Raw genomic sequence first — 18,442 nt, forward strand, 5'->3', positions numbered from 1 at the left:
TCCGAACAACGCTAGCCCCCTCCGTATTACCGCGGCTGCTGGCACGGAGTTAGCCGGGGCTTCTTCTGCGGGTACCGTCATCATCTTCCCCGCCGAAAGAGTTTTACAACCCTAGGGCCTTCTTCACTCACGCGGCATTGCTGGATCAGGGTTTCCCCCATTGTCCAATATTCCCCACTGCTGCCTCCCGTAGGAGTCTGGGCCGTGTCTCAGTCCCAGTGTGGCTGATCATCCTCTCAGACCAGCTATCGATCGTTGCCTTGGTGAGCCGTTACCTCACCAACAAGCTAATCGAACGCGGGCTCCTCCAACAGCGGCCGAAGCCTTTCCCCCGAAGGGCGTATGCGGTATTAGCCAAAGTTTCCCCTGGTTATTCCCCACTGTTAGGTAGATTCCCACGCGTTACTCACCCGTCCGCCACTTTCCACCGGACCGAAGTCCGGCTTCACGTTCGACTTGCATGTGTTAAGCATGCCGCCAGCGTTCGTTCTGAGCCAGGATCAAACTCTCAGGTTGATTCGAACCTAACTACAAACACAAACGTAACGAGTTAACGAAACGGATACGTTTGCAGCAGGCCCAAACGCTCGGACCCCGCCGCCCGCGTATCCCTTTCCCATTCACAATGTCAAACAACTGCGCGGCGTCACTTGGACGCCCGGGCTGGAGGCGATGCCACCAGTCCGCCCTGCTTTCCCGGGCTGAGCCCGGCTCTCAGATATGTCTGGGCCGGAATTCGGTCCGGCGCCGAAGAGGGACCGGGGTTATCGCTCAGCCCCGGTCTCGTGTCAAATGCTTTTCAGTGCGCCACGCAAACTTCTGCCGCACCCCCATTGGGCCCACGGAAGTCCTTGATAAATAAGAAATCAAGATTGACATTTTCAGGACCCCCCCGCATCTTTCTTCGCTGATTCTTAACGCAGGTGCGAAATCCTATGGCCTGGTGGACGGCAGCGCCGACACGGGGCCGCCAGCCGGCACGGGACGCCGGCGCGGGATCGCGGCAGCGCCGCGGGCCCTCCGGGGAGCCACCTGCGAGTTGCGCGGAAAAACGGCGGAAATCCGCTGACTCCGCACGAGTTTTTTGGGGATGGACAACCGATTGGGGTAGGTAGGCATATGAGTCGGATGCCAATCAAACGGGTCGTGCTGCAGACCTGCGTCGTGGGGGTGATTCTCGGTCTGGGAATAGGCGCCCTCACCCATCCGGTCACCGTGGACGCGGCCCGCGAAACGAGCGCGCCCTCCCGCGAGGCCCCACTGGCCCCACTGGCCCCGGCGGCCCCCGCGGCCGGTGCCCGCCAGGCGGCTCTTCCCTCCGGGGCGGAGGCGGCGGCGGCGGCGAGTGCCACCCTCCCGGCCGCGCCGGCCGAAAAACGAGTCACCCGTCCCGCCCCGCGCCCGGTCGAGGCGGCGGCGGAGCCTGTCGCGCGCACCCTGACGGTCGGCCGCGGCGACACGCTTTCGGCCGTGCTGCGCCGGGCCGACGTGCCGGCGGAAGACGTCCAGGCCACGATCGAGGCGTTGCGCCCGGTGTTCAATCCGCGCCACCTTCGCGCCGGGCAGAAGCTCGTTCTCGATTTCGAGCCGCTCGGCAACGGCACCGAGACCCGACTGGCGCTCCGGCGCCTGTCGCTGCCTGTCGAATTCGATCGCGACGTTGTGGTCGACCGGACCGAGATCGGCTTCACCGGGCGGGAGATCGTCAAGGAATTCGATTCACGTCTGGCGCGCATGGGTGCCACGATTTCGACCAGCCTGTTCGGTGCCGCGGGCCTCGCCGGCGTACCGCGCCAAGTGCTCTTCGACCTCATCCGGCTTTACAGTTTCGACGTCGACTTCCAGCGCGATTTGCATCCGGGCGACAATTTCGAGGTTGTCTTCGAGCGACTTTATGACGAGGAGGGCAATCATGTGGCCGAGGGCGAGATTGCCTATGCGGTGCTGACCCTCAGCGGCAAGCGACATCAGCTCTTCCGCCACGTGCGCCCCGACGGGCGGCCAGGCTATTTCGACGAGAACGGGGCAAGCGCCGAGAAGGCTCTCATGCGTACGCCTATCGATGGCGCGCGCCTGTCATCGCGCTACGGGCCGCGCAAGCATCCGATCCTCGGCTACACGCGCATGCATCGCGGACTTGATTTCGCCGCGCCGCGCGGCACCCCGATCATGGCCGCCGGTTCGGGCGTGATCGAAAAGGCGGGACGCAACAAGGGTTACGGCAACTACGTCCGTATTCGCCACAATTCCGAATATTCGACTGCCTACGCCCATCTCAGCCGGTTCGCTCGCGGCATCCGTGCCGGCAGCCGGGTCGAGCAGGGCCAGGTTATCGGCTATGTGGGCACGACCGGGCTCTCGACCGGACCACATCTTCACTACGAGGTGTTGAGCAACGGACGGCAGGTCAATCCGTTCGCTCTGCGGATGCCGACGGTGAAGAAGCTCGAGGGGCCGGAACTGGAGGCGTTCCAGACCCGGGTCGCCGCGGTCGAACTCCAGATCCAGGGTCTGCCGCTCGAGACCCAGATCGCGAGCCGCTAGGCCAGAGGCCAGGGCGGACAGGCCTCAGGCGGGGCCTCAGGCGGCTTCAGCCTTTACCTCTTCGCCATTGACGACGAGCGCGCCGCCTTCCGCGGTGACGTGCACCGTCTCCCCGTCCTTGATGCGTCCTTCCAGAATCCGGGTCGCCAGCGGGTCCTGCAGATTGCGCTGGATCGTCCGCTTCAACGGCCGGGCCCCGTAGACAGGATCGTATCCGGCCTCCGCCAGCCATTCCAGCGCCGCTGGCGACAGGTCCAGCGTCACCTTGCGGTCGGCCAGCATGGCTTTGAGCCGGTCGAGCTGGATATCCACGATCCGCGTCATGTGCTCTCGGCTGAGTCGGTGGAACAGGATGATTTCGTCGAGCCGGTTGAGGAATTCGGGCCGGAAATGACCGCGCACGACCTCCATCACCTGACTGCGCAAACGCGCTTCCGCCGTGTCGTCACCGGCAACGTCATGAGCCTGACTGGCAATGATGTCGCTGCCCAGATTCGAGGTCATGATGATCATGGTATTGCGGAAATCCACCGTCCGCCCCTGACCGTCGGTCAGCCGGCCGTCATCCAGGACCTGCAGCAGCACGTTGAAGACGTCGTGATGGGCCTTTTCGACCTCGTCGAAAAGGATGACCTGATAGGGCCGGCGGCGTACGGCCTCGGTCAGCGCGCCACCTTCCTCGTAGCCGACATAGCCGGGCGGCGCGCCGATCAGGCGGGAGACGGAATGCTTTTCCATGAATTCCGACATATCGATCCGGACCATGGCACTGTCATCATCGAACAGAAAGGCGGCCAGAGCCTTGGTCAACTCGGTCTTGCCGACGCCCGTGGGGCCAAGGAACATGAATGAGCCCAGGGGCCGGTTCGGATCCTGCAATCCCGCGCGCGCCCGGCGCACCGCGTTGGAGACGGCGCGGATCGCCTCGTCCTGGCCGACGACGCGCCGGCCCAGATTGTCCTCCATGGCGAGCAGCTTCTCGCGCTCGCCTTCCAGCATCTTGTCGACCGGAATTCCAGTCCATTTAGAGACGATCGCCGCCACATCGGCCTGCGAGACTTCTTCGCGCAGCATGCTCTCGCTGGTCCCGCCATCGCCTTCCGCGATCTTGCGCTCGAGCTCCGGGATGACAGAGTAAGTCAGCTCGCCCGCGCGCGCGAGATCGCCACTGCGCTGAACGACGTCAAGCTCATGCCGGGCTTCTTCCAATTTCTCCTTGAGCTTCTGGGAGCCCATCAGCTTGTCCTTTTCCGCCTGCCAGCGGGTGGTCAGCTCATGGTTCTCCTTCTCGAGCGTCGCGAGTTCCTTTTCCAACGCCTCGAGACGTTCCTTGGAGGCCTGGTCGGTTTCCTTTTTCAGCGCCTCACGCTCGATCTTGAGCTGGATGATCTTGCGATCCAGCTCGTCGATCGCTTCCGGCTTGGAATCGGCCTCCATGCGAATGCGGCTTGCGGCCTCATCCACGAGATCGATCGCCTTGTCGGGCAGGAAACGGTCGGTGATATAGCGGTTGGAGAGGGTCGCGGCCGCCACGATGGCGCCATCGGTGATCCGCACACCGTGATGCACCTCATATTTTTCCTTGAGGCCGCGCAGGATGGAGATTGTCTCCTCGACCGAGGGCTGGTCAACGAACACAGGCTGGAAGCGCCGGGCCAGGGCGGCATCGCTCTCCAGATACTTGCGATACTCGTCCAGCGTCGTCGCGCCGACGCAATGCAACTCGCCCCGCGCCAGCGCCGGCTTCAGCATGTTGGACGCGTCCATCGCCCCCTCGGCCTTGCCGGCACCGACAAGGGTGTGGATCTCGTCGATGAACAATACGATCTCGCCAGCCGCGCCGGTAACCTCCTCAAGGACGGCCTTGAGCCGTTCCTCGAATTCTCCGCGAAATTTGGCGCCCGCGATCAGCGCGCCGAGATCAAGGGCCAGGAGCCGTTTGCGCTTGAGTCCCTCGGGCACATCACCATGGGCGATCCGGAGTGCAAGCCCCTCGACGATCGCGGTTTTGCCGACGCCAGGCTCGCCGATCAGGACAGGGTTATTCTTGGTTCGCCGCGACAACACCTGGATCGTTCGCCGGATCTCCTCGTCCCGGCCGATCACGGGGTCGAGCTTCCCGTCCCGGGCCGCCTTCGTCAGGTCACGCGCATATTTCTTGAGCGCATCGTAGGAATCCTCGGCCGACGCGCTGTCCGCGGTCCGGCCCTGGCGCAGGTCGTCGATCGCCCGGCTAAGCGCCTGCGGCGTGACGCCGGCGTCGGTGAGCACTTTCTCCGCCTTGCTGCCCTTTGCCATCGCGAGCGCCAGCAGCAGCCGCTCGGCGGTCACGAAGCTGTCGCCGGCCTTTTCGGCGAGCTGGCCGGCCTGGTCCAGGACGCGCGCGGTTTCCTGCGCCATGTACATCTGGCTGGCGCCCGATCCCTCGACCTTGGGAATGGCATTGCACGCCGCCTCCGTCCGGGCGCGCGCCTGCGCCGCATCGCCCCCGGCGGCCGAGATCAGATTGGCCGCGAGCCCTTCCTCGTCATCGAGGAGGACTTTCAGCAAATGCTCTGGCAGAAGCTGCTGGTTGTTGTTGCGAAGCGCCAGGGTTTGCGCGTTCTGGATGAAGCCCTTGCTACGCTCGGTGAATTTCTCGAAATCCATCGCCCAGTCTCCGGAAGCCTTGTCCCCCTCTCGCGAGGCGGGAGAAAACAGCGGACCCGCGAGGCGGCGTCCAGGACTAATATGGCAACGATTCGAACCGGCTCAAGAGCCGGCAGCAAATCTCCATGATTTTTTAGGGGTTTCGTGCCAGCCGCCGCGGCCGGCCTCGCCTGGCCCGGCCGACAGGGCGGATCAGTAGAAAGCCGCTTCCGGCCTTTGCGCCTCCCAGGCCCGGTACATGGCCTCGGCCGCGTGGCCCAGCATCTGCTCGCCCCCCTCACCATGGGTCGGATAGAGGGCCACCCCGACATGAAGTGAAAATCCCCGTGCCGACCGGTCACCCGGCAGCAGCACCATGTTGCGCGGCAGGGCGGAGATTTTTTCGGCCACGATCTGGATCGAATCGAGACGTTTCATACTGTCGATCAGGACCGCCAGCTTGTCGCTGTCGAACCGGGCCACCAGATCGCTTGCCCGCAGCATTCCTGTGATCTCGCCACCCACCTCCGCCATGACGGCATCGAGACGACCGGCGGCCTTGGCCCGAAGAATGGCCGGGCCGTCGAAGGCTACGAAGAGGACCGCGAAGAGTTCGCCGGTCCTGGCGGCCCGCGCCTCTGTCCGGGTGAGGAAATCAAGAAAGAGCGCCCGGCTCGCAAGGCCTGTACCGGGGTCCGAGAGCGTCATGGATTCGAGAGCGCCCTTCATATCCGCTAATTGGCGCGCGTGCCCCATGGCGCGGTAAAGCCCTTCCGCGGTGGCGCGGCCCAGACAGACCACGTCGGCCGCGCCCATGCGGATCGCGGTCAGGTCGAGATCATTATCGGCGCTGGCCGACAGCACCACGATCGGCGGCAGGGAGTTGCCGGCCTTGAGGGCGACGAATTCCTGCGCCAGCGTGCCGCCGTCGGCATCGCCGTCGATCAGGACAATGTCCATTGCCGAGAATCCGTTACTGGTCAGAAACCGGATCGCGTCCTGTGCCGATCCGCAAATATCGAGGGAGAGGCCGGGACCGGGCTCGACCTCGTCGGCGTCGGCCCCCAGGAGCTTGCGCACCGCGCGATCGACGGCCTCGTTATCGGTAACCAGAAGGACGCGGTCGGGAATCCAGGCGCGGTCGAGCGGACGGCCCTCAAATCGTCGGTGTGGGTCCGATGCACGGTCCGCTGGCTGTGCCATGGCATTCTCTCCCGCCGGGGTCTGTCCGGCGCCCAGGCGTGCCGGGGCCGGTCCAGCGGCAGAATGCTTGATTACGATTAAGAAAGTCTTGCCAGCGCCGCGTGCCCGCGATCGAACCGCCCTCAGGCGCTATTCGGAATTCTGCGCCTCTGAATCGGCGACCAGTTGGGCCGGCGACTGGGACCGGCGGCGTCCTCGCCCCGATGTGCCTGCGGTCGTCTTGCCCGACGCCCCCTTGCGGCCGGTAGAGCGGGTCGTGCGGGGCCGACGTTTCGCCTCCTCGTCAGCCTCCCCGGCAGCCTCGGCCGCCTCCGCCCCTTCGTCGTCTTTGGCCGTCTCATCGTCGAGCTCAGCCACGTCTTCGTCGCTGTCAGCACCATTGCCGGCATTCGTGGAATTGCCGTTGCTCCTGGCCGGGGCCCGGTGATCCGGATCACCGCCCTCACGTCCCGTTTCCCGGGTCTGGTCCCGGCCCTGGGTGGCGGCGCCACTGGCCAGCATCACCCGGAAATAGTGCTCCGCGTGCTGGAGCAGGTTCTCGGCCATGATCGAATCGCCCGACGACGCGGCGTCGCGCGCCAGGCCCTGGTACTTTTCGAACACCTGCTGCGCGTTGCCGCGCACGCGCCCGGCTGGGCCGTTGCTGTCGAAGGTTCCGTTTGGCCGGCCGCCACCACCCTGGCGGCGTCCATTCCCGCGCGTGCGCGGTCGTCTCGAGTGAGATCCCTGTCTCATACCTTATGTCACTTGGTTGGTTATCATGGTTTTCATTGCAGCCGCGCACCCGCGAGCCTGATGTCGCATCCGTCAGGCTTTGGCGACGGCATTAGGCAGAATATTGTTTGGGGCCTTTCGTCCAGACGGTCCGTGTCCAGAGCCGCCGATCCAGAACGTGATTTTCCGGAAATCGAGGCCGGTTCGCGAAGCCCCCCAGGCCGCGACCGCCTTCAGCAGAAGTCACGTTAGTCATCTGCTCCCGGCTTTCCAAGTCTTTTTTTCGCCGCAGATTCGCTCCCCCCGCGCCCCGGTTTGCCGCCCTCAGCACCGCGCGAAAACCAGCGCACGCTCGTGTCCCCCAAGATCGCGGGCCCCTCGAACATGACGAAGCCCCGCCGCCATGGCCAGTGCCGTCACGGCTTCGGACTGCCCTGCTCCGATCTCCACAATGGCGCGGCCAGCGTCAGCGACGACATCGCGCACCACCGGCAACAGGCACCGATAGGCGTCCAGCCCGTCGGCCCCGCCATCGAGTGCCAGGCGAGGCTCATACCGCGCCACTTCGGGCGCGAGGGCGTCGATATCACCGGTCGGGATATACGGGGGGTTGGCCAGAACCAGATCGGCCGGGACACCATCCGCGTGGCCGGGAAAATCCTCCCAAGGCAGATGAAGGAAACTGGCGCGCGCGGCCAGCCCCAGGCGGGCCGCATTTCGCTGCGCCACCGTCACGGCCCCTGCGGCGGCATCGATCCCCATGCCCGTGGCGGCAGGAAATTCGACGAGCGCCGCCAGCAGCAGACAGCCCGAGCCAGCGCCGAAATCCAGAATCCGCGAAACCGCGTGCCGGTCGGGAAAGAGATCCACGGCCGCCTCGATCAGGGTCTCACTATCGGGTCTGGGGTCGAGCGTGTCGCCGGTCACCTCGAGGGTGAGCGACCAGAACTCCCGCTTTCCCAGTATCTGTGCGAGCGGCTGACGCGTCCGGCGCCTGGCGACCCAGTCGCGAAACCGCGCGGTTTCGCGAGGATCGACCGGCCGGGCGGGATCACGCACCAGATCGGCCGGATCGATTGACAGGGCCGCACATAGCAGGAGCCGCGCTTCCAGGCGGGCCTGCACGATTCCAGCGCCACCCAGGTCACGAGCTGCCTCATTCAGGAGGCTGCCCGCCGTCCCATCGGCCACCGCCGTCACGCCGCATCCTCAGCGATCTGCGACAGCCGGACCGCCTGGTCCTCCGCCGTCAGCGAATCGATGATTTCGTCCAGCCCCGTCCCCCCCTGAAGCACATCTTCAAGCTGATGGGTCGTGAAATTGATACGGTGATCGGTGACACGTCCTTGCGGAAAATTATATGTCCGAATCCGCTCCGACCGGTCGCCGGTTCCCACCTGACTGCGGCGCGCTTGCGCGCGCTCGCCAGCCACGCGCTCCCGTTCGGCCTCATAAAGCCGGGCACGCAGGATCTTCATCGCCTTGGCGCGGTTCTTGTGCTGTGACTTTTCATCCTGCTGGGACACGACGATCCCCGTGGGCAAATGGGTAATGCGCACGGCACTGTCGGTCGTATTAACCGATTGACCGCCCGGCCCGCTGGACCGGAATACATCGATCCGAAGGTCATTCTCGTTGATCTCCACATCGACCTCTTCCGCTTCGGGCAGAACGGCCACGGTCGCGGCCGAGGTATGGATACGCCCGCTGCTTTCCGTCGACGGGACGCGTTGAACCCTGTGCACGCCGGATTCGAACTTGAGACGGGCGAACACGTTACGCCCGGAAATGGACGCGATGGCTTCCTTGTAGCCGCCCATATCCGCCTCGTTGATCTCCATGATCTCCATTTTCCAGCCGAGCCTGTCGGCGTAACGCTGATACATGCGGAAAAGACTGGCCGCGAAGAGTGCCGCCTCCTCTCCGCCCGTGCCGGCGCGCACCTCGAGAATGGCGTTCTTGGCATCGGCCTCATCCTTGGGGATGAGAAGCAGCTTCAGCCGGTTTTCCACCGGTGTGCGGCGATGCTGGAGAGTATAGAGCTCGCCTTCGGCCAGCTTGCGCATTTCCGAATCGTCACCCGATTCGTCAATCAGGGTCTGAAGGTCCGAGATTTCCCGCTCGACTGCCCGCAATTCGTTGATGCATCCGACCACTTCGGAAAGTTCGGCATATTCCTTGGAGAGCCGGGCAAAGTCCTGTGCCGCCAGCTTCGCCTCGCCAGACAGCTTCCGGCCGAGTTCCTCGTGCCGGGTAATGATGCCATCCAGTTTTGAATCCAAACTCACGTCAGTCTTTCCCGTCGGGGGCGCGGCCCCGGCGCGTCATGGCCACATCACCCGGTGTGCCGATATCGGGCAGCCGGAACAGCCGGCGTGCCGCGCGCTCGAGCGCGGGCTGCTGGGCGGCTTCGGTATTCGCTCCGGGAGGCGAAGCGGCCGCGCTCTCCCTTAGCACTTCCTGCGGGTCATGGAGAAGCCGATTGACAAGCCGGCGGGTCGCTTCGGCCGCGGACAGGTCCTCATCCTCGCGGAGGACGAGTTCGCGCATATTCTCGAAATGCTGGCGCAGCACCCGGACGGCCGGGGCCGCCTGCTGCATCAGGCGCTGGGCGTGGACGCGCTCCAGCGCGCCGTCCAGTATGGCCCGCGCCGCCCGCGCCGCCTCCAGCCGGCCGGCGCGATTCTCCATCGCGGTCCGCTCCAGATCGTCGAGCGTGTAGCGGAAAGCCGGCTCCAGCCTATCCACCTCCGCACTCACATCGCCCGGTATGGCAACGTCCACGAGGAACACCGGCCGCTGACGTCGCCGGGTCAGCACGCGCTCCATCAGCGCGCCGTCAATGACTGTCTCGCGCCGACCCAGCGCCGTGATCACGATATCGGACGCGACGAGCGCGTCTTCCAGTCGCTCGAATGGCGCCACATGGCAGCCCAGCCGGTGCGCGAGGCGCTCGGCCCGCAAATTCTGCGGCGCCGTGACCGCAAGCCGGCCGAGGCCGCCCGCCTGCAGGGTCTCGGCCAGGATTCCGCCCATATCGCCGAGGCCAAGGACGAGGCCGCCGCGCCGGGACAGATCGCCGTGCACATGACGCGCGACCTGAAGCGCGGCCGAGGCGAGCGAAACCGGCCCTTCGGCGATCGCCGTCTCGCGCCGCACCCGTTTGGCCGCGCCGTAAGCCTGGCCAAGGATGGTCTCCAATTCGCCCCCGACCGTCCCCGCTCCCCGGGCCGCCCGGTGCGCCGCCTTGATCTGTCCCAGCACCTGCGGCTCGCCGATGACCTGGCTGTCGAGCGAGGCACAGACGGAAAAAATATGATCGAGCGCCGCCGCGCCCTCCTTCACGTAGGCATGGGCGATGACGCGGCCCACCGACAGACCCGAGGGCGCGACCAGCAGGTCGAGCAGGCGCTCGCCCCTCTCCGGTTCATCCGGCGCGCCGCTGCCACCCGCGCGCCCGTCCACCGCCGCCGCTCCCATGGCCCAGATCTCGACCCGATCGCAGGTTGCCAGAACCAGGGCTTCGGCAAATCCGGCTGCGCGGCAAGCCGTCAGCACCGGCCCCTCGGCCCCTTCCTCGACGAACAGGGCCTCGCGCAGGCTGAGTGGGGCCGAACGATGATTGAGCCCGACAACCACCAGACCCGGGACGTCATGGCCCCCTGTCATTCCTGAAAAATCCGCCATATCCCTGTCTCGCTCACCCGGCGCAGCCGGCCCCAATGCGGTTACCTGTAGCGCGCCAGCGCACTCTCGATCCCGGACAGCGCCACGAGCTTCTGCTCGCCGGTGTCCAGGTCGCGCACCGTGACCGCGTTCTGCGCCGCCTCGTCCTCGCCCAGGATCAGTGCGACCGCTGCGTTCATCCGGTTGGCCCGGGCGAGGCGCTTCTTGAGATTCCCGCTGAAGCCCATTTCCGCACGGTAGCCATGATCCCGTAAATGATTAGTGAGCGCCAGCCCGCGGGTCTGCAATCCGTCCCCAAGGGGGACGACGACAACCGGCCCCTTTTCCGCCGCCGCTTCGCCCAGCAGCATGGCAAGCCGCTCGATCCCGGCAGCCCAGCCGATTCCCGGCGCATGAGGCCCGCCCATGGACCGGACCAGCCCGTCATAGCGCCCGCCCGCCAGTACCGTGCCCTGTGAGCCAAGGCGGTCCGTCGTGAACTCGAAGGCCGTGTGGCAGTAATAATCGAGCCCGCGCACCAGTCGCGGATTCAAGGCATACGGAATATCCAGCTCCTCCAGCACGCTCGTGACTCCGGCAAAAAATTCCCGCGAAGCCGGATTAAGGTAATCGCCGTAATCGGGTGCGCCGGCGATGATTTCCTGATCGCCGGTGTCCTTGCTGTCGAGAATGCGCAGCGGGTTGCGCGACAATCGGGTCCGGCTGTCTGCCGATAGCTCGGACTCGAACGGCCGCAGATAGTCGACCAGCGCGTCGCGGTAGGCGTCCCGGCTGGCGCTGTCTCCGAGTGTGTTGAGTTCGAGCGTGATGGCGTCGGCGACGCCGAGTGCGCGGAGCATGGCGTGGCCCACGGCGATCGTCTCCGCATCAACCAGCGGCGTCGCCAGACCGAGGCTTTCGACTCCGACCTGATGAAACTGTCTTAGGCGGCCTTTTTGCGGTCGCTCGTAGCGGAACATCGGCCCGGCGTAAAAGAACTTGAGCGGCAAATGCTGCGCCAGCCCACCCGAGATAAGCGCACGCGCCACGCCGGCCGTACCTTCCGGCCGTAACGTGATGCTGTCGCCGCCCCGATCGGTGAAGGTGTACATCTCCTTGGTGACCACATCCGACGTCTCCCCGAGCGTGCGGGCAAAGACTTCCGTGAACTCGAAAATCGGCGTCGAGATCTCGTCAAACCCGTAGCGCCGGGCGACATCGCGGGCGATAGCTTCGATATGCCGGTGGCGTCGGGCTTCCGCACCCAGTATATCGCGGGTGCCTCGGACAGGCTGGAGATCGGACAGGACTTTGCTCCCGGTCAGGTGGCGGGGTCGCCGGCGAAAATCGGGGCTTGCGGGACGCGTCCCCGACGCCGCTCTCCCTCATGTGGCGCGACTTTATAGCCCAGTTGGCCAGCGTGCCAAACAACCGGATGACCGTGACTTGCGTACATTTCGGACAGGGCTTGCCGGCGTGGCCGGGCCGCCCTCCATACCCGGACGCTTCCGCTTGACCGGTTTCGGGCCTTCCGGCACAACATGGCCGGACCGGCTTGGATCTGGCGGGGTTCCGGGACCATCCCCCCCGCCGGCCGCCCCCGAAACCCGCAAATTTTCGGATCAGCACACCGATATGACCGCACCCGTCCTCAACCCGGAGACGCTGTCGCCACGCCGGAAAAGCGTGCCGGTCAGGATCGGTCATGTCACGGTCGGCGGCGGCGCGCCCATCGTGGTCCAGTCCATGACCAATACCGATACGGCCGATGCGTCGGGGACGGCCGCGCAGGTTGCTGCGCTGGCGCGGGCCGGCTCGGAACTGGTGCGGATCACGGTGGACCGCGAGGCCGCCGCCCAGGCAGTGCCGCGGATCCGAGACGAGCTCGACAGGATGGGTGTCGACGTGCCGCTGGTGGGCGATTTTCACTATATCGGCCATCAGCTCCTGACCAAGTATCCGGCCTGCGCCGAAGCGCTCGCAAAATACCGCATCAATCCCGGCAATGTGGGCTTCAAGGCCAAGCGGGACAAGCAGTTCGCCACCATGATCGAGACCGCCCTCGAATACGACCGACCGGTCCGCATCGGCGTCAATTGGGGCAGCCTGGATCAGGAATTGCTGACCGAACTGATGGACCAGAACGCGAAATCGTCGAAGCCGCTTCCCTCCCAGCAGGTCATGCACGAAGCCCTCGTACAATCGGCGCTCCGGAGCGCCGCGCGGGCCCGGGAGATCGGTCTCGGCGCGGACAAGATCGTTCTCTCCTGCAAGGTATCCGCCGTGCAGGACCTCATCGCCGTTTACGGCGAACTGGCCCGGCGCTGCGACTATGCCCTGCATCTCGGCCTGACCGAGGCAGGCATGGGCTCGAAGGGCATCGTCGCCTCCACCGCGGCGATGGCGGTTCTCCTGCAACAGGGTATCGGTGACACGATCCGGGTGTCACTGACGCCCGAACCCGGTGGTGACCGGACCCGGGAAGTGATCGTGGCGCAGGAAATCCTTCAGACCATGGGGCTGCGCTCCTTCGTACCGCTGGTGACAGCCTGCCCCGGTTGCGGGCGGACGACCAGCACCGTGTTTCAGGAGCTGGCCGACAAGATCCAGGCTTACGTACGCGCGCGCATGCCCGAGTGGCGCGAAACCTACGAGGGGGTCGAAAACCTCAATCTGGCAGTCATGGGCTGCATCGTGAACGGCCCTGGCGAAAGCAAACACGCCGATATCGGGATCAGCCTGCCCGGCACCGGCGAGGAGCCCACGGCACCGGTTTTCATCGACGGGAAAAAGGCGGCGACGTTGCGCGGTCCGCGCATCGCCGAGGAATTTCGCGACCTGATCGACGATTACGTCGCCCGTCGCTACGAGAGAAGAACGCCGCCCGCCTGACCGGACGGCATCCGACGAGCAACCGATCAGCTAATCCGCGGCCGCGGTCCCGGTCTTGAGCCGGTCCGGGTCAAGGGGCACGTCGCGACGCACGCTGCCGGACGCTCCGAGCGCCGGCACGACCTGACCATCCACCCGAATTTCCAGCGCCCCGGCGTTGCCCGTCATCAGCGTCAGGCCCGGCTGGTCCGGGACCCGATAGACATCGCCTTCGTAGAGTACGCGCGTCAGCAGCACGTTGGCGTTGCGGTCCCTGACCTGCACCCACGAATCGCCAACCGCGCGGATAGTGATCCGCGAGCCGGCCGCCGCCGGGGGCAGCGCCGGGCGAACCGGTGCCGCTGGCGCCTCGGCCGCGACGGGAGGACCCGGCGGCGAGGCCTCGGCGCCGGCCGCCGATTCGGCCGGATTACCGGCCTCGGCCACCGCTGCAGCATCGGGCGCCCCGAGGGCCTCGGGCGCCTCAGGGGCCTCGGACACAGGCGCCACGCTGTCTGCCGCCAGATCAGCGGCCGGTACGGAGCCGACTTCCGATGGCGTTCCAGGCGACGTGCCGGGCACTGCTTCGGTGGCCGCCGCCGGTCCGGTATCCGGACCTGCGCTTGCGGCTGCTTCCGCGGTTTCGGCGACGGCTTCGGGTCCGGCCACGTTGGCCGCCGGCGCGAGTGTGCTTTCATCGGGAAGATCGTCGACGCTCATCCCCGCATCGGCGAGGATTTCGGCCGGCGGCGGATCAATGCCTTCGTCGCCGGCCTGCTGGCCCGCGAAAAACACGTACCACCCGAGATAGACTGCGACAGCAAAGGCGACGGATACGAGGATCAGCGCGCCGCCAGGAATTCGGCCCTCCACGGCGGGGACGGGAAAATTCAGCTCCGTGCGGGTGCTGTCAGCCGCTTCCTGACGGAACCGGTCGAGCAGCATGGCCGCATCGAGCCCCAAATGATTGGCGTAGGCCCGGATAAATCCGCTCGCATAGGTCGGGCCCGGCAGGGCGGCGTAATCGCTCTCCTCGATGGCGCGCAGATGTGCCTCGCGAATGCGCAGGACGCCGGCGACCTCGCTGAGCTCCTCGCCGCGCGCCGCCCGTGCCTCGCGCAGCTGGACACCGACCGGAGGTTGGACCGGAGCTTGGCTTGGTGGTTGGCCGCCGGGCTGGCCAGTCCCGGACGGGCTCGTGGCCCCGGGATCGGGCACCCCGAGCTTGAGGCTTGAGCGTTTACGTTTGCGATGTGCCGTGTTCACGCGCCTGCCCCGTACGCATTCCCCAACGGTTCGCCCGCGTCGGGACAGGGTCCCAATCGCCGCTCGGGGCGGATCCGGCGCCGGCGGCGCCAGCCTCCCGACCTCCGTTGCCCCGGATCATAGGGGCGCAACCCCCCGAATTAAACGACAATTTTGTGGTCGTGTGCGAAGGCGCGGAGTTTCTCGCGCAGGCTGTGATCAGGCAGGGTCAGCAGGGTTTCGAGGTATCGGCTGAGCTGGTCGGCCCGCAGGGACCGCACCATCGCCCGGATCGGGCCGACGGAATGCGGGCCCATCGAAAGGCTGCGGAAGCCCAGGCCCACCAGGGTCATGGCCTCGAGTGTCCGCCCCGCCATTTCACCGCAGATCGTCACCGGGACACGAGCGGCTTCGCACAGCCCGACAAGATCCTTGAGAAAACGAAGCGCGGTGGGCGAGAGAACGTCATACCGGTCAGCCATGCGCGGGTTGCCGCGGTCGCTTGCGAAAAGGAACTGGAAAAGGTCGTTTGTCCCGACCGACAGAAAATCGAGATGCGGCAGCAGAACCGGAAGCTGCCAGAAGAGTGCCGGCACTTCGAGCATCACGCCAAGGCGGATGTCGTCCGGCACCGGATCACCCCGCTCATGCGCCCGCTTGACCTCCTTCGTGATGATTTTCTTGGCAGCATAGAACTCGGCCATTTCGGTGATCATCGGCAGCATGATGTGAAGCGGCCTGCCAGCAGCGGCGATGATCAGGGCGCGCACCTGGTGGCGGAGCATTGCGGGGCGGTCAAGCGCAATTCGGATTGACCGCCAGCCCATCGAGGGGTTGTCCTCGTCAATGCCGGGCCAGTACGGCAGACCCTTGTCGCCGCCCACGTCCAGCGTCCGGAAGCGCACGGGCCGATCGGCGGCGATCTCGAAAATCCGGGCATACAAATCCACCTGGCTGTCCACATCCGGATAACGATCCTGGGCCATGAAGTGAATTTCGGTTCGGTACAGCCCGATTCCCTCGGCACCTGTCTCGTTCAGCGCCTCGACATCCTGAAGCAGGTTGGCATTGAGCGATATCGAGACGTTGATTCCATCCGCCGTCACGGGGGGCAGGTCGCGCAGCCCGGCGTATAATTCGAGTTGCTGTGCACGCTTGTGGGCAAGCTCTTCAAAAGCGTCCTGAATATCCTCGGACGGCCGAATGAATGCCTGGCTGTGATCGCCATCCAGAATGATGGGATCGCCGGGATCGATCCGGGAAAACGCATCCGAAACGCGGCCGATGACCGGGATGTTGAGGGCGCGCGCAATGACGGACACGTGCGCGGTCTGCGAGCCTTCCTCAAGAATGAGCCCCCGGACCCTGCTGCCCTCGTAGTCGAGGATCTCGGCCGGGCCCATGGTGCGCGCCACCAGAATGATGTCCTCGGGCAAATCCTCGGCCGTCCCCGGCCCCGCGCCGGTCAGGTGCGAGAGGACACGATTGCCCAGATCCTCGAGATCCGCGAGGCGTTCGCGGAGATAAGCGTCGCCCACCTGCCCCATGCGCGCGCGGGTATCGTTGATGATTTTCTGCGTGGCGGCTTCGGCTGTCAGGCCCGAGCGGATCACTTCCTTGATCCGTTCCGTCCAGCCGCGGTCATCCGCGAACATGCGGTACGTGTCCAGAATCTCCGTATGCTCGCCCTCCTTGTCCGAAAGGATCGGCTTGTCGAAAAGCGCGTCGAGAGCGGATTTAACATCGACGAGGGCACCGTCCAATCGCGCGATCTCCTCCGCGGGATTCTCTGCGACGATGCGATCGATACGAAACTGGGGCCGATGCAGCACCGCCTGGCCCCACCCGATCCCGCCATTGATGCGCAGTCCCTCCAGGCGCTGGGGCAGCACCGCGATACCTTCGACAATATGCAGCTCTTCGAGCGGCACGAGGTCGCCCCTTGCGACGAGTTCGGCCAGCACCGTCGCCACGGTTTCCAGCGTTTCGACTTCTTCCTCGCGGTAATGGCGCTGGGTCCGGTTCTGAACCACGATGACACCGAGCAGCCGCCCGTCGCGCAGCACGGGCACACCGACCAGAGAGTGATAGATTTCCTCGCCCGTCTCCGGGCGGTAGGCGAACGCGGGGTGCGATTGCGCGTCCGACAGGGCAAGGGGCCGTGCATGCGCGGCAATGTCGCCAACGAGGCCTTCGCCGACGCGCAGGCGGGTCATGTGGACGGCTTCAGATTTCAGACCCTGGGAGGCAAAAAGCTCGAGCACGTTGCCGGCGCGGCGGAGGTAGATGGAACAGACTTCGGCCACGAAGTCGGCCGCGACCACGGAAACGATCTGGTCCAGCCGGTCCTGGGCCGAACCGCTGCCGGCCATGATGTCGCGAATCCGGCGCAACAGACGGCGCGATTCCATCCCCATGGTGCCGGCGGCAGGGGGGCCGAGCGGAGCCGGACCCGCTGGCGGACCGCCACCGGCCGAGGCACCGGAAGGCCTGCCGCCGCGCTCGCTTCCCGTGGTCATTCCGTCGCTCCGGCTCCGTCGCGCCTATTCAGGGCAGCCCCCGCCTGGTCCATCAGTTCCTGGATGATTTCCGCCGCCGGTTGTTCCTGGTTGACAAGACCAACACTCTGGCCCGCCATCACGGACCCGGCCTCAACGTCGCCGTCGATCACCGCACGGCGCAGGGCACCCGCCCAGAAATGTTCGATCTCGAGCTGGGCGTCCTTGGTATCCAATTCGCCGCGATCCACCTTGGCGATAAGCCGGCGCTGATGCGCCATAAATTCCTGCGTCGCCGCATTCTGAAGGGCACGTACGGGGATGACCGGAAAGCGCGGGTCAAGCTGAACCGAGGGAACAGCGTCCCGAGCATTGGCCAAGATAAAGCGCTTCTTGAAATTGGGATGGGCAATCGATTCGCGCGCGCAGACGAACCGCGTTCCCAACTGGCATCCGGCCGCTCCCATCTCCAGGAAGGACAGGATCGCCTCGCCGCGCCCGATGCCGCCTGCCACGAAAACCGGCACCTCCGAAATTTCCGGCAGCACTTCCTGCGCCAGCACACCCAGTGACACGGGGCCGATATGACCACCCGCCTCCATGCCCTCGATGACGAGCGCATCGACGCCGCTTTTCACCAGTCGCCGGCCGAGTCGGGCGCTCAGCGTAAAACAGATCAGTTTGGCGCCCCCATCCTTGATCCGCCGGATTGCTTCCCGCGGTGGCAATCCCCCCGCAAGAACGACATGGGAGATGTTCGCCTCGATCGCGACATCGATCAACCGGTCGAGCTGGGGATGCATCGTGATCAGGTTGACCCCGAAGGGCTTATCGGTCAGCGCGCGCGTCGCCTCGATCTCGGCCGCCAGTTGCTCGGGGCTCATGGCGCCGTTGGCGATAACGCCGAAGCCGCCGCCGTTGGAAATGGCGGCGACGAGATTGCGTTCGGAAACCCAGGTCATGGCACCGCCCAGAAGGGCGATACGCGTTCCTAGGAATTCGCAACCCCGGCGCATCAGCCGGTCCAGCTTTTCCTGGGCGGCACACTGATTCATGAAACAACCCTGATGTCG

At 65.5% G+C, this 18,442-nt stretch carries 12 protein-coding genes and 1 rRNA gene; 2 read left to right on the forward strand and 11 right to left on the reverse strand.

Going from position 1 to position 18,442, the window contains the following annotated elements; all coding sequences use genetic code 11:
• A 16S ribosomal RNA gene (locus tag RLQ26_06075) occupies window positions 1–516 on the reverse strand; the annotation flags it as partial.
• A gap of 612 nt (window positions 517–1,128) precedes the next feature.
• Between RLQ26_06075 and RLQ26_06080 the strand changes: the two genes are divergently transcribed.
• Window positions 1,129–2,544: a peptidoglycan DD-metalloendopeptidase family protein gene (locus RLQ26_06080; GenBank protein ID MEQ9088291.1), complete on the forward strand. Its 1,416-nt coding sequence runs from the start codon at window positions 1,129–1,131 to the stop codon at window positions 2,542–2,544.
• Window positions 2,545–2,580: 36 nt separating this feature from the next.
• Here RLQ26_06080 and clpB read toward each other — a convergent pair whose 3' ends face one another.
• From clpB to hisS, 7 genes are all read right to left on the reverse strand, one after another.
• Window positions 2,581–5,193 carry an ATP-dependent chaperone ClpB gene (clpB, locus tag RLQ26_06085; GenBank protein MEQ9088292.1) on the reverse strand — a complete coding sequence of 871 codons (2,613 nt, stop codon included), beginning with the start codon at window positions 5,191–5,193 and terminating at the stop codon, window positions 2,581–2,583.
• A gap of 192 nt (window positions 5,194–5,385) precedes the next feature.
• The gene (locus RLQ26_06090) at window positions 5,386–6,375 is read right to left on the reverse strand and encodes a diguanylate cyclase (protein MEQ9088293.1); all 990 of its coding nucleotides are present in this window, start codon (window positions 6,373–6,375) and stop codon (window positions 5,386–5,388) included.
• Window positions 6,376–6,504: 129 nt separating this feature from the next.
• Window positions 6,505–7,110, reverse strand: coding sequence for a DUF4167 domain-containing protein (locus tag RLQ26_06095; GenBank protein ID MEQ9088294.1), 606 nt, complete (start codon window positions 7,108–7,110; stop codon window positions 6,505–6,507).
• Window positions 7,111–7,413: 303 nt separating this feature from the next.
• Window positions 7,414–8,289 (reverse strand): peptide chain release factor N(5)-glutamine methyltransferase, encoded by an 876-nt coding sequence (gene prmC, locus RLQ26_06100; GenBank protein MEQ9088295.1) that lies wholly within the window; start codon window positions 8,287–8,289, stop codon window positions 7,414–7,416.
• On the reverse strand, window positions 8,286–9,377 hold the full coding sequence (gene prfA, locus RLQ26_06105; protein MEQ9088296.1) for a peptide chain release factor 1: 1,092 nt from the start codon (window positions 9,375–9,377) through the stop codon (window positions 8,286–8,288). Before prfA ends, prmC begins: the two co-directional genes overlap by 4 nt.
• Window position 9,378: 1 nt before the next feature.
• Window positions 9,379–10,758 (reverse strand): glutamyl-tRNA reductase, encoded by a 1,380-nt coding sequence (gene hemA / locus RLQ26_06110; protein ID MEQ9088297.1) that lies wholly within the window; start codon window positions 10,756–10,758, stop codon window positions 9,379–9,381.
• A gap of 59 nt (window positions 10,759–10,817) precedes the next feature.
• Window positions 10,818–12,062: a histidine--tRNA ligase gene (gene hisS, locus RLQ26_06115; GenBank protein MEQ9088298.1), complete on the reverse strand. Its 1,245-nt coding sequence runs from the start codon at window positions 12,060–12,062 to the stop codon at window positions 10,818–10,820.
• Window positions 12,063–12,390: 328 nt separating this feature from the next.
• Here hisS and ispG point away from each other — a divergent pair, with 328 nt between their 5' ends.
• Entirely contained in the window at window positions 12,391–13,647 is a 1,257-nt protein-coding gene (gene ispG / locus RLQ26_06120) for a flavodoxin-dependent (E)-4-hydroxy-3-methylbut-2-enyl-diphosphate synthase (GenBank protein ID MEQ9088299.1), read from the forward strand.
• Between the two features lie 30 nt (window positions 13,648–13,677).
• Here ispG and RLQ26_06125 read toward each other — a convergent pair whose 3' ends face one another.
• From RLQ26_06125 to RLQ26_06135, 3 genes are all read right to left on the reverse strand, one after another.
• Complete coding sequence (locus tag RLQ26_06125) at window positions 13,678–14,892, reverse strand: DUF4115 domain-containing protein (GenBank protein MEQ9088300.1); 1,215 nt, start codon at window positions 14,890–14,892, stop codon at window positions 13,678–13,680.
• A 140-nt stretch (window positions 14,893–15,032) separates the two neighbouring features.
• On the reverse strand, window positions 15,033–17,390 hold the full coding sequence (gene ptsP, locus RLQ26_06130; GenBank protein ID MEQ9088301.1) for a phosphoenolpyruvate--protein phosphotransferase: 2,358 nt from the start codon (window positions 17,388–17,390) through the stop codon (window positions 15,033–15,035).
• The gene (locus RLQ26_06135) at window positions 17,387–18,424 is read right to left on the reverse strand and encodes a nitronate monooxygenase (GenBank protein MEQ9088302.1); all 1,038 of its coding nucleotides are present in this window, start codon (window positions 18,422–18,424) and stop codon (window positions 17,387–17,389) included. Before RLQ26_06135 ends, ptsP begins: the two co-directional genes overlap by 4 nt.
• Window positions 18,425–18,442: the final 18 nt, after the last annotated feature.

Source organism: Alphaproteobacteria bacterium (genome assembly GCA_040220875.1).
GTDB lineage: Bacteria > Pseudomonadota > Alphaproteobacteria > JAVJVX01 > JAVJVX01 > JAVJVX01.